The sequence below is a fragment of the Eremococcus coleocola DSM 15696 genome (genome assembly GCF_000428865.1).
Taxonomy (GTDB): domain Bacteria; phylum Bacillota; class Bacilli; order Lactobacillales; family Aerococcaceae; genus Eremococcus; species Eremococcus coleocola.
Map to the genome: position 1 here is coordinate 15,166 of NZ_AUAT01000012.1, position 14,425 is coordinate 29,590.

The following is a 14,425-nucleotide window of genomic DNA, read 5'->3' on the forward strand; positions in this document are numbered from 1 at the left end:
AAGTATTTTTATTATAACAGTCATTTGTAAATTTTGGGTAAATCTTCCCATTAAAATAGCTTTACATTTTTTGAGCGGGTTGGTCAGATAAACCTGCAATCCCTGTCCAAACCATATGCTGGTAGTTATGATTGATGGCTTGCCATTCTGCTTGAGAAAGTTGACTTAAAGCTTGCTTTAATAAAGTCGCGATGTCTATTTGAGAAATCTTTTTAATCTTTTCTTGTTTAAACCATTTAAAGTCGCCCCCACCGACAGCCCGGTATTGAGACACCGCTAAAACATAGGTCTTATCACGGTCAATTGGTTGCTGGGTGCTTTCATCAATAATTTCAACGACTCGTTGCCCTGATGGAGCTTGCATGTCGACCTTAGTCTGGATACCAGAATAAATATCCCAATTATAATGTTTAGGTTTCGGGTCAATATAATCTGGATTAATCCGTAACTGACCTTGGTCATCTAAAGAAAAATATTCTAAATTAAAATTCATAATGTCATAAATTTCTTGGCCGGTCATCGTCACGGTCGCAATCAAATTATAGTATGGATACGATTTAAGGAGGACTTCATTGGTGATTGGTCCTGAGAATTGAGCAAAGTAATCGTTCACTAACGCAACGCCGGAAAAGTCAGCCCCCGTTTCCTGTAATTGGATGTTGTTCAACAATTCAATATAGGGATGACCGTAAACCCGAGCATAAAACTCATTATCCGTGACCTGATCTAAAGGTGCTTGCCCGATGACTTCATTGAGCCAGTGGGCTCCTTGTTCAAGTTCGGGTGACATGGTTTGGATTTGTTGAGGTGATTTCTCATAGCTACTGGTTGGAATCAATTCGCCTATCATATTAGTAATTTGACCGGCTTCAAAATCTACTTGAGCATGGCCAATAAATTCACCGGCATAACCTGGTTGGATGGTTAAGGTCTGAGCTACATGTTGACAAATCTGACGGTGTTGGTGTCCTGTTAAGAAGAGGTCAATCCCTTCAATTTCTTGTAGGATCTTAGCACCTTGATTTTCCCCCGTAAGTTCTTCCAGAGCTTCAAAGGTAGTTAAGTCCTTTTCATAACCGCCATGATAAGCCAAGACGAGGATATCAACTTGTGGTCTCAAGATTGCAACATACTTTTTAGATGTGGCATACGCATCCAAAAAGTCAATCCCCTCATAGTTAGCTGGCATTTCCCAGTGAGGAATATAATGGGTGGTCACCCCAATAATCCCGATTTTAATGCCGCCACGTTCAATAATGGTATAAGGTTGGCCAATAATGGGCTGACCATCACTTTGATTGACCAAATTGGAAACTAGGAAAGTTGCTTCAAGGTCTTTAAAAATATCATCCCGGTAAGCCTTGCCAAAATTAAATTCATGGTTTCCTAATAATTGAAAATCATAGCCAATTTCGTTCATCGCCCGGGCAATCACCTTGCCATCATGGTTCACTTGGCTTAGATAAGTGGCATAAGATGAACCTTGAATAAAATCCCCCAAATCTAGACTGACCACTTGGTCACCCTGGTCTAGGTAGGCTTGACGCAATGTTTGGAAGGCGGTGGTCGTGTTAAGAAGCGAGTGGTCTAAATCATCCGGCCGGTTAAGCCAATGACCATGGGTATCACTGGTAAAAAGAAAATGGATTCGTTGCATAACTTAAGCATCCTCCTTTAAGGCTTTAATTTGACTCGCAGAGTAGGTCTGGTATGGGATTGGCCGCCATACTTTCAAGCCTTGGCTGCTTAATCCTTGAGCATAAAGGTCTGGTTGTGATGAATGCCAAGGCACGGTCACCTTCGCATTGACTAAATAAGCTTGGTTTAATAAATCCTGAGGATAAGCATGTCCAGAAGAACCCATTTGATACATTTGCCAATTATGAGCTTGGAGGTCCAAAACGAAAGGTTGATAGGCTGGCATATAAGGTCCTAAAGGATAACCATTTGAATGTAGGTAGAGGCCAGCAGGTAATTCAAACATGTCTTGGTAGTGGTCATAGGTCAAATTTAAGACATAGTTTTGCGGTTTTTTTTTGATTAAGGGTAAATCGGCTAAACAGATATTGTCATACTTCAAGCCATAAATTTTCGCAAAAGATAAGGCTAACTGATAATATTTTTCATCTAAGGCGAGTTGTCGTCCTAGTTGGCTCAAGACTTGAGACAAATAGAGCAGGCGTTCCAAATTTTGTTCATAACCGTTAAAGACCACACTGGCTTGAGGATTCGCTTCCAAGAGCTGGCTAATATTTTTAAGTAGACTTAATTCGGTTTTACTTTCGATAACTTTAATTTTTTCCTGCCATGGTTCCAGGGGTACCGGAGCCTGATTGGGGTCAGGAAGGAAAGAAAATGTGGTTCCTTCAAGCAAAGCTAAATCCGCCTCAAATTGCCGAGCCGCTTGACCCCAGGCGAAGACTTTTTCAGGATGGAAACCACTGTAGCGGAAGTCCCCTGAATGGATGACTTTTAGATCGGGACTTTCAATAAAAATCGCAGCAATCCCTTTGGTATCATGATCTGAGGCTTTAAATTGAATTTTAAAAGGCCCGTGTTCAAGAACTTCATCATAAGCGACACCCTGCCAGTTCACTTGGTAATCCGGCAAAAAACCTGTTTGGGCTAAAGCTTGGTAAAAATCATAGGATTCTTGACTCGTATAAACAGGAATCTGGGGTGCTAGATGTAGAAGTGCCCCAATATGATCTAAATGCAAATGAGAAATGCAAATGATGGTTTGTTTTTGACTTGTTTCATAAGCTTCCACCGTCTTAGCTTTTAGTTGTTTTTGCGGATATAATCCATCTAGTTGGGGTAAACCTTTTCGATCAACTAAATCACTGGTCATCGCCAGATCTAAGGCTTCACTATCTGTTGTTCCTCTAATAATTCCAAAATCAGTCACAATCTGGTAATTATCTTTTTCTAAAACTACGATATTACCACCGATGGAATCAAGACCCGCAATTACTTTTACCTGGGTTTCCGTCATTTTTTTCCTCTTTTCACAAATTATAAGCGCTTATTATCCAATCTTTCTGCTTGAATTATTGTTGGTAACTTTAACTCAAGACTTAATTGTACCAAAAAGAATAAGTCTCAGGCAATGTCCGTTTCTATTGTAACTAATTTTAAGCATAATAGGAAATATTATTAAAGATTTATAAAAAGGCTCTATTATTTCCTTTTTGTAAGTAGAACTGGGATTGTTTTATTGAGTTGGTTTTTTTCTAGACCTAAGGGCTAAGTGAGGGAAAACATCCAAACTATAAAACTAAGTATAGACAGCAAAAAAGGCTGAACCTCAGCTCAGCCTTACCTTATATTAATAGTAAAAATTAAGTCAGCTTTACAACCGCTTAATACCAACCATTAGCCATCCAGAATTGTTGGGCTGCAACCCAAGAACCATAGCGGTTCATAACATATTCATTGGCTACACGTTCTTGATTTTCAGGTGAGTAATCACCATTTAAGTAAGAAGCAGTTAATTGATAACGTCCAATATATTTTCCAGATGGATTGACTGCATTATAGTCACCACGAGATTCTTTCATAGCAATCCATTCTTTAGCTGCTGTTTCAGCATCAGAACTTGTGGTATCGGCAACTGCCGGGGATTCTTCGACAACTGGTGCTTCTTCTACCACTGGTGCTTCTTCGACAACTGGTGCTTCTTCTACCACTGGAGTTTCTTCGACAACTGGTGCTTCTTCTACCACTGGAGTTTCTTCGACAACTGGTGCTTCTTCCACAACCGGTTTTTCTTCAACTACTGGAGTTTCTTCAACTACTGGAGTTTCTTCGACAACTGGTGCTTCTTCTACCACTGCTGCTTCAGTTTCAGCAGCCACTTCAACTGGCGCCACCCATTCAGCTACTTCTTGGTTTAAAGCGCCGTCTTCAATAATTTCTAGACCTGTTTCAGTATTATATTCTTTAACTTGACCATCTTCTTGTTCAATGGTTAAAGAATGTTGGCTTTGGTCAAAGGTTAGTAGGGTACCAGCTAAAATAAAATCAGGATTTTCAATACCATTGATTGAAACTAGGGTTTCTAAGTCCATATCTAAAGCTTGAGCGATTGAAGACAAGGTATCGCCCCATTGAACTTCATACTCAACTTGGCCATTCTCTAAAACGTTAGCCATGGATTGTTTAATTTCTTGTGCAGAACGACCGACCCATTCTTGGGCGTTTACAGTATTTACAGATTGTGCTACTAAATTAAAAGCAGCCGTGGATAATAAGGTCGTTGCCATAAATTTCATAGATTTTTTCATTGTTGAATTTCTCCTTTTGGGTTCAGCGAATCAACACTGAATTATTGACTTTATAAGCATAACCCAGGTCAAATTAAAATGGAAGCTTTTCAAAGGCTTTGTAAATCAGCTTTAATCTGGTTTGACTTCCCGTTATCCTTTTGCATTCTTTGTAACTCTTTTGTAACATTAACCCCCTTTTTACTAGCTTAAAGCCACAAAAAAACATCAACTTTACTTATGATTCAAGTAAAATTGATGTTTATTTTGCTTTATTGTTTAAATCAATCGGTGTTTTTAAGCTTCTAATTGGTCCAACAAACCATCAACAAATTTAATCGTAGCTTGTAGAGTTGCCTTATCCTTCATATCAACCCCAGCCTTGGCTGCCAATTCAATTGGCCCTAAAGTACCACCGGCTTTTAAAACTTCTAACCAAGCGGTCACAGCGGTTTGATCACCGGCTGCAATTTTTTGACCGATTTGAGTTCCAATAGTTAAGCCAGCTGAATAAGTATAGGAATACAAGCCCATAAAGTAATGGGGTTGCCGCATCCAGGTTAATTCAGCCCCTGGGTTTACTTCTAAAGCGTCTCCCCAGAAGTTTTCTAAACTTTCACGGTAAAATTGATTCAATTTTCCTGCATTTAGAACTTGACCTGCATCCACAGCGGTATAAACCTTACGTTGAAAATCAGCTTCTAATAAGTGGGTCACCATATTATGGAAATAAGTTCGGGCAATAAATTCTCCGACCAAATCACGTTTAGCACTTTCATCAATCGGTTGATTCAAGAGGTAAGAACAGGTAATGACCTCGTTAGCCGTCGAAGGTGCTTCAACAAAATACATACTTGGCTCCGGTGTAATAGCCAAATTATTTTGATTCAAAAGCGTAAAGTGGCCTGCATGACCTAATTCATGAGCTAAAACCAAGACTTCACTTAAGGAAGCGGTCCAATTTAAGAGAATATAAGATGGGCCACCATAAACTGTTGAACAGAAACCACCTGTTGACTTAGTCTGATTCATCGGATAGTCAATCCAACGTTGGTCAAAAGCACGACCCACAATGTCTAAATAGTCTTGACCGAGAGGGGCTAGTGCCGCTTCAATAATCTTGCGACTCTCAGCATAATCAATCGTTGCGACGGGACCCTTAGCAAAAGGAATCTTGATATCAGCTAAGGAAATATCTTCCAAGTCATGTTGGGCCTTTAATAATTTAGCATAACGACGCATAACCGGAGCAAAGTCTTGGGTATAAGTATCAATGATTTGATCATAATCTTGCCGAGATACTTCTTGATCATACAGCAAATAGTCAAAAACAGAGTCAAATCCACGTAAGCTCGCCAGTTTCTTTTCGGTTTCAACTTGTTGGATATAATTCCGCGCAGCGGTATGTTGGTAATGGGCTAAGCCTTCATGGAAGGATTTCCAAGCAGCTCGTCGCACATCTTTATCAGGATGAGGTTCATAATCCTGTTCAAAGGCTGAAAAAGCATTATGGTAGGTTTGACCCTTGGCTTCAAAATCTGCGAAAAACATATCTTGAAACTTCATAGTGTTATACAATTCATAATTACTTTGAATCGAATTAGCTAAACCAGATAAGGCTTCTTCCAAATCAGGGGCTAACATATGGGCTTTTTCACGTTTAATTTGAGCCAGTACAGGTTGGTAGTCTGCCCCGCCTTCGATTTCAGCTACCGCATCCAAGTCAGCATCGGATAGTTGGGCTAATTCAGAGCTGAAGAAAGATAAGTCTTTGGCTAATTTTTCGTAGAGGATATTAAATTTACCGATGTTTTCTTCAGCAGTTTGATCTAATTTATCGACTTCATAAGCCATGCTGGCATAGTGCATGGCCCAAGAAAGTTTAATTCGAACCTGATTGTAGGCAGCTAAGGCGGATAAAATCACTTGTGGGTTTTGTAACTGCCCCTTGTATTTTTGTTTAAAATCTGAAACAGCCGCTTTTAATACTTGCACGCCAGCTTCATAGGCAGCTTGGTCTTTAAATAAGAGGGATAGGTCCCAGGTGTATTGGGGATCTAATTCATTTCTTAAGGGTATTTTTCCTGACATAATATCTCCTTTAGTGGTTTGCTTTAAGATTGGTAATATATTTTTCGAGACGACTAATTGCTAAACGTAATTCTTTGATGGAATAGGCGTAGGAAATTCGGATGAATCCTTCACCTGACGGACCAAAAGCAGTCCCAGGCACCACAGCGACTTTCTCAACTTCTAATAAGCCCCAAGCAAAGTCTTCCGAAGATAAACCAAATTGACTAATATTAGGGAAAATATAAAAAGCCCCTTGCGGTTCAAAACAAGGAATCCCTAAACGGTCCATTTGTTGGAGTAAAAACTTACGCCGTTGATCATAGGAGTGACGCATTTCTTCGATATCTTCATCTCCATGCTTAATGGCTTCAATCCCAGCATATTGACTCATGGTTGGCGCAGCCATAATCGCAAATTGATGAATCTTAGTCATTTGAATTAATAGATCTTCCGGGGCAGCGCAATAGCCTAACCGCCACCCAGTCATGGAATAAGCCTTTGAAAAACCAGAAATATAAACCGTCCGATCATACATTTCTGGAAAGGAAATGATGGAAGTGTGGCTTTGATCACCATAAGTTAAATCAGCATAAATTTCGTCAGTAATCACCATGAGGTCGTGTTTAACAATCACTGGTATGATAGCTTCTAGATCCTGCCGGGTCATAATGGCTCCGGTTGGATTATTCGGGAAAGACAAGACTAAGATTTTAGTCTTAGGTGTAATCACCGCTTCAAGATCTTCTGGCACCATCTTAAAGTTATTTTTTTCCTTTAAAGGTAGCATGACTGGAACACCATCGGCTAATTGCACACAAGGAAGGTAGGAAACATAAGAAGGATCAGGGATAATCACTTCATCCCCGGCATTTAGGGTTGCACGTAAGGCTAGGTCGATTGCTTCAGACCCACCTACAGTCACTAGTACTTCATGTTGTGGATCATACTTTGCGCCATAAAAACGTTCAATTCGTTCTGCGATGGCTTCCCGTAATTTTAATAGACCCGCATTGGACGTGTAGAAGGTATAACCATTGTTTAAGGTGTCGACCCCAACTTCACGAATGTGCCAAGGCGTTTCAAAATCTGGTTCTCCAACCCCTAAGGAAATTACATTTTCCATTTGGTTAGCAATATCGAAGAATTTACGAATTCCAGAGGGTTGAATGGCTTGAATTTTTTGGTTTAAAAATCGTTTCATTATTCTTGAACCGCCATTCTCTTATCTTTGCCCTTTTCTACAAAGAAAGTACCATGATCTTTATATTTCTTTAAGATAACGTGAGTCGTGGTAGACTGAACTTCCTCAATAATAGAAAGTTTATTGGAAACAAAACGGGCAATTTCTTTCATAGGAGCCTTTTTCAACTCCACATTGAAATCATATCCCCCTGACATTAAATATAGGGCTTGAACTTCTTCAAATTGATAAATTTTGGCTGCGATTGAGTCAAACCCCTTCCCCCTTTGAGGGTTAACCTTTACTTCAATAATGGCTTCAACATGATCGTCATCCGTCTTATCCCAGTTTACCAAGGTGTGATAACCGACAATAATATTTTCCTCTTCAAGTGCAGCAATTTCCGCTTCAACCGCTGCTTGATCCATGTCTAGCATCCGACTGAGTTCCGCGATGCTTAACCGACTATCCGTTTCAATTAACTTTAGTAATTCTTCACGATTTTCCATCAAGATCACATCCTTAATTTAATCTGTTTTTAATAGTATAGCAGAAATTTCTAAGGATTCTAGGGGATGTTTTAATTTTATTTGAATTTGTCCAAACAAATTATAGATAAGTTATTTTATGAGAAGAAAAATATAGGTTCTAAGGTAGTAAAAAACAGAAGAACTAAGAATTGTGCATTGAGACCTCTCAATGCATAGGAAAACTAAAAAATGTGCATTGTATCCTGCAAATGCACAGGAAACTAAGTATTGGACATGTAAGAGTAATTTTTTCATATTTAAACATACATAAGTTTGATATAACTACCAAAGATCCTGACTGAAGCGGCTGTAGAGAAGTGACCGATTGAGCCATCTTCAAAAACATAAAACCCTTTAAAACGATGGTTGGTCCAAAACAAAAAGAACTAGGCATTAGCCCAGTCCCTCTTGTTAAAACTACTTGTTAAATTATTCTGTTTCCTCATCAAAAATCGTGGCTTCATTATCCTCAAGGCTATCAGTAACTTCTTCCGCGCTTGGTTCTTCACCAACATACTCTGAGTTCGACTCATCTTCTACAGTAATCCATAATTGAGACCGTAATTCATTAAAGATATCATGAACCCTTAAGGAAATCTCACCTATTTGTTGGGCCACATAATCCCGATTAGCGGGCTCAGCCGTATAGATGGCAAGAGAATATGAACCATAAGGAGTTACAAAAGTCGCCACATCATTCTGTTCCGTACTACCTAAGCCTGACTTATTCCAAGACTGGGTATCGCCCCCAATTAAGGTTCTTAAGAAAGTGTGGGAATTCAAATAAAATTTCTCAATTAATTGTTCATCCCAGGGTTCACCATTGACCCGGTTATTATAAAGCAAGGCAAAATACTTAGCGGCATCACTTGGTGTGGTTGCAAAATAGGTATTTTCGCCCCCATAATATTTACCGTAGAGACTGGTTCCGACTAGGCCAAGATTTTGCATATGCGGATTAATAGTATCCCCGCCACCAACCGTATCAATAAGTAAATTAGCTGCGGTATTATCTGAGTAAATTCCAACTAGATCGACTAATTCATCTACCGCAAAGGTTGACCCAGCTGGATAAGATTGAATGATACCCGCCCCTGGCACCTTATCTTCATCGTATAAAGTCACATAAGACTCATAGGGATCGAGAATACCTTTCTTATATTGGTGGTATAATTCACCTAAAACGTAGATTTTTTGTGTTGAAGCTGGGAAGAAACTTTGGTCTTGGACCGAAATCTGACTCATGGTTTCATTATTAATAAAAGAAACCCCAATCCGAGCATCCACATATTGCAGTTCATCCATTACAGCATATTCAATCTCATCCAACAATTCCCGTTCACTGTAATAAGTTGGAACATAGTCAGTTCGGGTCGTATCTTTGGCAATCCAACCTAATTCATCATAACCAATATAAACATGGAGCCAGGTTCCCCTATAAGTCTGAACTTCTTCAACCACTTCCATAGGAATATCATAAAAGTTTTCGGTCGTGGCTAAAATATAAGAATTTTGTGCTCCCGGAGGGGCTGAAAGAATAAATTGTTGGGTGTTCTTATACAAAATTTGGTCTGAAACTCGTTTTGAGTCCATTAAATAAGCATTAGCGCCTGGAGCCTTCACAAAAAAGTAATTACGGCGAATCAAAGGCGTAAGATCTGCCATAATTTTACGTTCCTGCATTAAGCGTTGACTGTCTACTGAAGAAAGCCGATAGGCTTCTTGGACGCCTTCTTTATAGTAATGCCACCCATCAAAGTCTGTGTTATAAAAACCGGTAAAGGGTTTTCCTCCTTGGTAAAGAAGCATCTGATCCTTGACTTGGTAATAGGCAAAATCATTTAGCGACATCCGTTCAACCAGACGTTCCCGGTTCAACAGGGACTTAGGCGAATCTAAGGCTACCTGGGGGGAAAAATAAAACCAAGGTAAGGGATCCGGTAAATTCTTGCGGGTTTGTGAATCATCTTCTGCTGCTACCTTATCCATTAGGGGTTCTTGTGAGCGATTGGCAATCCCCACATTCGTTTTCTCTTCACGCACACTGGCGACTAGTTTACCATCATTGGACATTAAATTTATCTGACCCAAAGGGGCTGGATCTTTGACTGGGCTCTTACTGCCACTTAAGGATGAGTGACCAATAAAATATAACGTGATTATAAACAGTAATAATAAGCCGCCTGCCAGTCCGAGCCGCCATGCATTCGCTTTAAACCATTCCTTGTTCAAATTTCTTCTCCTTCACACAGGACCTATAATAATTGCCCTAAATTAGCTTGCGGATTAATTACGAACTTAATTTTTTCCATGTAATAATCTGCCATAGCTTGACCTAAATGCATTTCAGGATACATTTGACAGAATTCTTCAAATGAAAGATTCTGACGCAAATCAATCTCATCCGCTCCACTAGCTAAAACTTGTTGATTGATAAAGGCATCATAGTCATCATGATTGAGGACTTTCTCAGAATTAACAAATAAGTCTTGGGCAATTAATTTAAAAATAAAGTCTTCTTTGGCTCTTTCTTTAAATTGGTCCATGACAGATCCCTTCATGCCCATTACCTTTTGGCCATATTCTTCGATACTCAACTTAGCCTTTGTTGCATAAGCCTTAACTTGACCCAAGTAGTCTTCGGTATAAGCAGTTAACTCTTGATCATTTAAAACAGTATTTGTATTATTTGCATAAAAATTCAAGATAAAAGGCAGAATACAGTCATAGTATCTTTTTTGGAGGGCACGGTCTTGGAAGACTTGACTGCCCATTTTTTTCAAATCAGCTAGACTATTGGCAGGAATATCTAAAACGGCAATATGATGGTCTTCTAACTTTTCAATGACTTGACCAGTTTGTTTTTGGTAGTCTAACTTAGCAAAATCAATGAGGGGTTGAGCGACCGCTTGCCATGAGGGAATTTCAATTTGTAAGTCACTTGTTGGTACAGGGATTTGCTTAAAATCAACAATATTGCTGACAGAACTTTTCATGGATAAACTCCTTCTTATTAAAATTTGCATAAATATTGTATGATATTTACCTTTAAGATACAAGATGGGCTTATTTTTAAAAATAAATGTATTTATTAAAACATTCCTCATAGTAAGCCGATCCATTCTCAGCAAACTGATACTGACTTCTTACTAAGGTTTAAAGACCCCTGTGACTTAGTGCGTTACACTACTTAAGTAATAAAAATTAAGGAGGTTGCTGTATGTCTACTTTACATATTTTTAAACAAAGTTTCTGGGGTAAATTACAAAGTAAAGCTTCTATGATCGAAAACTGGCATGGACTCTATCCAAGAGACAATCGTTTTACTTATACAGATGCTACTTTAATTTTACCAAAAAAACGTTAATCATTTATTAGCAAAAATCAGAGGAGCTGGGATGTAAATCCGGCTCCTCCTTTTTTTGTTTACTATAAGATAAAGCTGCCCGCAAAAGGAATATTCCTAATGAGGGCAGCTTTTTTTAAGATAGCTAAGCTATCTTGCTTATTTAGCTTGTAAGGCAGCCATTGTAATATAGTTATGAGCTTGGTTAAAGTGTGGCAAGAAGAAGAAGTCTGTCAATTTCAAGGTATCAATGGTTACTTTTTGTTGAATAGCCAATGAGAACATATGGATGGTGGCAGACATATCATAAGTTGAGGCTAATTGAGCGCCCACAATCCGACGAGAGCCTTTTTCAAAGACAATCCGGATTTTTACAGGAGCATTTTCATCCTCTGGCATAAATGGATATTTTTGTGTATCTTCAAAATCAACATAGTCTACGTCTAAGCCAAAGCGGGCCGCAGATTTAACTGAATAACCGGTTGAAACTAATTTTTGTTCAAAGATAGAAATCCCATTTGAACCTTGTACGCCTACGTGTTCAACGTCTTGTCCCGCAAGATTAAAACCTGCCACTAAGCCAGAACGAACAGCATTGGAAGCTAGGGCAATATAAGCTGTGTCTTGTAAAGCATTTGAATAAACTGTGGCACAATCACCCACTGCATATACATCTGGATCGGAAGTTTGTTGACGACGGTTAACGAGGTAAGCCCCATTGGTAAATAATTCTAAATGATTTTTACCTAAGTCATTATTCGGACCAAAACCAATTGCATTAATGACCATATCGACTTCATAACGACCTTTATCAGTGACTAAAGCCTCAACTCGACCTTCACCTTCATAGCCTTGAGCCATTTCACCAAATTGAGTTTGAATACCATGCGCCCGCAGATTTTCATCCATTAAAGTTGCAAACTCTGGGTCATAATAATTTGATAAAGAAGTATCCATGGCATCTAAAAGAATTACTTTTTTGCCCCGACGTGCTGCGGCTTCAGCGATTTCAACCCCGATATAACCAGCACCCAAAACAGCTACGGTTTTAACTTCTTCGCGGGCCATATCTTGGTCAACAGCTTGGCCTTCTTGGAATAATTTCAAGAAGTGGATGCCTTCAAGGTCTTTACCTGGTAAGTTTGGTGCAATCGGTTTAGAACCGGTCGCTAAAACTAACTTGTCATAAGATTCTTCAATGGCTTGGCCATCTTTAGTCACAGCATGAACAATTTTCTTATCAAAATCAATTGAGTCAACGGCAGTTTCCATTAAAATCCGAGCACCCTTGGCTTCAAAATCTTCACGTTTAGTGTAGAAAAGTCCTTCATAACCGTCAATTTGACGACCTACCCAAAGTGCCGTTCCACAACCTAAATAAGATAAATTAGAGTTACGGTCAATCATTACCACTTCATCATCCGTATTATCCAAGATAGTATTGGCCGCATGGATTCCTGCGTGGTTTGTTCCTACAATAACAACTTTCATTCAATCATCCCTCCATTTAATAGTATGGTTTAAGATTAGCATATACTATCACATAAACCAAGTAAAAACTATAAGTAACACTTAATAATATATTATAGAAACTTAAAGCGGCATTAATAATATACCGATAATAAGCGTTTTCACAATAGTTTGTGAATAATTATATAAGGTATTCGATATCGTTCTCTTGGACATGATCTCGTGCAATATTGAATAAGTAGAGTAAATGTTGGTCTGCTAGGGAATAGTAAATAAATTTTCCTTCTTTGCGATACTTAACTACTCGGTCTAATTTTAACCGTCTTAATTGGTGAGAGGCCGCTGACTGTGTCAATTCCACTTGGTTGGCCAGGTCATCCACAGACAGTTCCTCTACCTGAGATAAGACTTCAATAATCCGTAGTCTACTCGGATCACCTAAGGTTTTAAACAAATCAGAAATTTTTAAACGTTCTTGATTGCTTAATTGGGTTAAGTCATGTTGACCTTTATCTGACATCTCGGAATTCATCTAATTCCTCCTTCTTTTCTTCTTGGTAATTTAAGAATTCTTCCATCACTTCCATGGCTTTAGACCGCGTAGCCTGATCAAAACCATGGCCCTGCCCCTGATAAGTCACTAATTGACTTTGACCAAATAAATCTAAGGCATGGTAAGAAGAAGCAATAGGAATAATTTGGTCGTGATCACCATGGAAAATCAATACCGGAATCGTCAGTGACGCCATCACCTGTTCCATATCAATTTGGCTCAGGGCCAAAGCATAATCATCGGACACCTCTAAGCCTAAGAATTTAAAAGTCTCAGGAATTTCTTGCCCTTCTGGATATAAATCTTCAACTAAATTCCCTAAAACAAAGGCGGGATAAATCAGCAAGAGGCTTTTGATATCATCCCGCTCAGAAGCTACCAAGGTAGATACAAAACCACCTTGGCTAGATCCTAAAAGATAGATACGGTCTGCATCAATTTGAGGATCTAATTTCAACTGATTAATGATTTCGCCTAAATCGTCGGCTTCATTTTTTACCGTCATATCTAACATGGTCCCCCCTGACTTGGTTCGGGGACCTCCCCCAAAGAAATCAAAGGTATAGACCGCATAGCCGCGGTCAGCAAAATATTGAGCATAGGGGACACCTGACCGATAGGAAGAGCCATAACCATGGACATAAATAATTAAAGGCAAGCCTTGTTTCGGTTTAATTTGACGTGGTTTATAGAGACGACCCCATATATGATGGCCATAAGAAGTTTCAATGGGATGGTTAGCGACTTGATGGTTAACTAGCTGATCACTCTGTCGGTAGACCGTACCATGAGGATGGTAAACCTGGTGGCCACTCGCAGCAGCCAAGATTCCACTCATGCATAATAAAAGTAAATATTTAATTATTTTCTTCACCCAGTATCCCTCCTAACTTATATTTTATAATAATTTTGTACAAAAGGTTACTCATAAGTTTATATAGAAAGAATTAATCTAATAGTTTACAATTCAAAAACCCACCAGACATTAGTTATCGCTAATCATCCAAT

At 39.0% G+C, this 14,425-nt stretch carries 12 protein-coding genes; 1 reads left to right on the forward strand and 11 read right to left on the reverse strand.

Annotation, left to right across the window (positions count from 1 at the left end):
* Window positions 1-61 precede the first annotated feature (61 nt).
* The 8 genes from G396_RS0103815 to G396_RS0103850 form a co-directional block, all read right to left on the reverse strand.
* Window positions 62-1,657: a bifunctional metallophosphatase/5'-nucleotidase gene (locus G396_RS0103815; RefSeq protein ID WP_006419035.1), complete on the reverse strand. Its 1,596-nt coding sequence runs from the start codon at window positions 1,655-1,657 to the stop codon at window positions 62-64.
* Window positions 1,658-1,660: 3 nt separating this feature from the next.
* Window positions 1,661-2,995: an MBL fold metallo-hydrolase gene (locus G396_RS0103820; RefSeq protein ID WP_006419022.1), complete on the reverse strand. Its 1,335-nt coding sequence runs from the start codon at window positions 2,993-2,995 to the stop codon at window positions 1,661-1,663.
* A gap of 367 nt (window positions 2,996-3,362) precedes the next feature.
* Window positions 3,363-4,286 carry an aggregation-promoting factor gene (gene apf / locus G396_RS10900; RefSeq protein WP_051221100.1) on the reverse strand — a complete coding sequence of 308 codons (924 nt, stop codon included), beginning with the start codon at window positions 4,284-4,286 and terminating at the stop codon, window positions 3,363-3,365.
* 276 nt (window positions 4,287-4,562) lie between these two features.
* The gene (gene pepF, locus G396_RS0103830; protein WP_028125097.1) at window positions 4,563-6,356 is read right to left on the reverse strand and encodes an oligoendopeptidase F; all 1,794 of its coding nucleotides are present in this window, start codon (window positions 6,354-6,356) and stop codon (window positions 4,563-4,565) included.
* A 10-nt stretch (window positions 6,357-6,366) separates the two neighbouring features.
* Window positions 6,367-7,539: a pyridoxal phosphate-dependent aminotransferase gene (locus tag G396_RS0103835; protein ID WP_028125098.1), complete on the reverse strand. Its 1,173-nt coding sequence runs from the start codon at window positions 7,537-7,539 to the stop codon at window positions 6,367-6,369.
* Window positions 7,539-8,027: an Lrp/AsnC family transcriptional regulator gene (locus G396_RS0103840; RefSeq protein ID WP_006419015.1), complete on the reverse strand. Its 489-nt coding sequence runs from the start codon at window positions 8,025-8,027 to the stop codon at window positions 7,539-7,541. The genes G396_RS0103835 and G396_RS0103840 overlap by 1 nt, the downstream gene beginning before the upstream one ends.
* 450 nt (window positions 8,028-8,477) lie before the next feature.
* On the reverse strand, window positions 8,478-10,280 hold the full coding sequence (locus G396_RS0103845; protein ID WP_028125099.1) for a serine hydrolase: 1,803 nt from the start codon (window positions 10,278-10,280) through the stop codon (window positions 8,478-8,480).
* A 23-nt stretch (window positions 10,281-10,303) separates the two neighbouring features.
* A complete protein-coding gene (locus tag G396_RS0103850) occupies window positions 10,304-11,044 on the reverse strand; it encodes a hypothetical protein (protein WP_028125100.1) in 741 nt (246 codons plus the stop codon).
* Window positions 11,045-11,268: 224 nt separating this feature from the next.
* Here G396_RS0103850 and G396_RS11365 point away from each other — a divergent pair, with 224 nt between their 5' ends.
* Window positions 11,269-11,415: a hypothetical protein gene (locus tag G396_RS11365; protein WP_006418989.1), complete on the forward strand. Its 147-nt coding sequence runs from the start codon at window positions 11,269-11,271 to the stop codon at window positions 11,413-11,415.
* Window positions 11,416-11,553: 138 nt separating this feature from the next.
* Here G396_RS11365 and nox read toward each other — a convergent pair whose 3' ends face one another.
* From nox to G396_RS10090, 3 genes are all read right to left on the reverse strand, one after another.
* The gene (gene nox, locus G396_RS0103860; RefSeq protein ID WP_028125101.1) at window positions 11,554-12,885 is read right to left on the reverse strand and encodes a H2O-forming NADH oxidase; all 1,332 of its coding nucleotides are present in this window, start codon (window positions 12,883-12,885) and stop codon (window positions 11,554-11,556) included.
* 160 nt (window positions 12,886-13,045) lie between these two features.
* Complete coding sequence (locus tag G396_RS0103865; RefSeq protein WP_028125102.1) at window positions 13,046-13,396, reverse strand: ArsR/SmtB family transcription factor; 351 nt, start codon at window positions 13,394-13,396, stop codon at window positions 13,046-13,048.
* Window positions 13,374-14,291: an alpha/beta hydrolase family protein gene (locus G396_RS10090; protein ID WP_006419030.1), complete on the reverse strand. Its 918-nt coding sequence runs from the start codon at window positions 14,289-14,291 to the stop codon at window positions 13,374-13,376. Before G396_RS10090 ends, G396_RS0103865 begins: the two co-directional genes overlap by 23 nt.
* Window positions 14,292-14,425 lie beyond the last annotated feature (134 nt).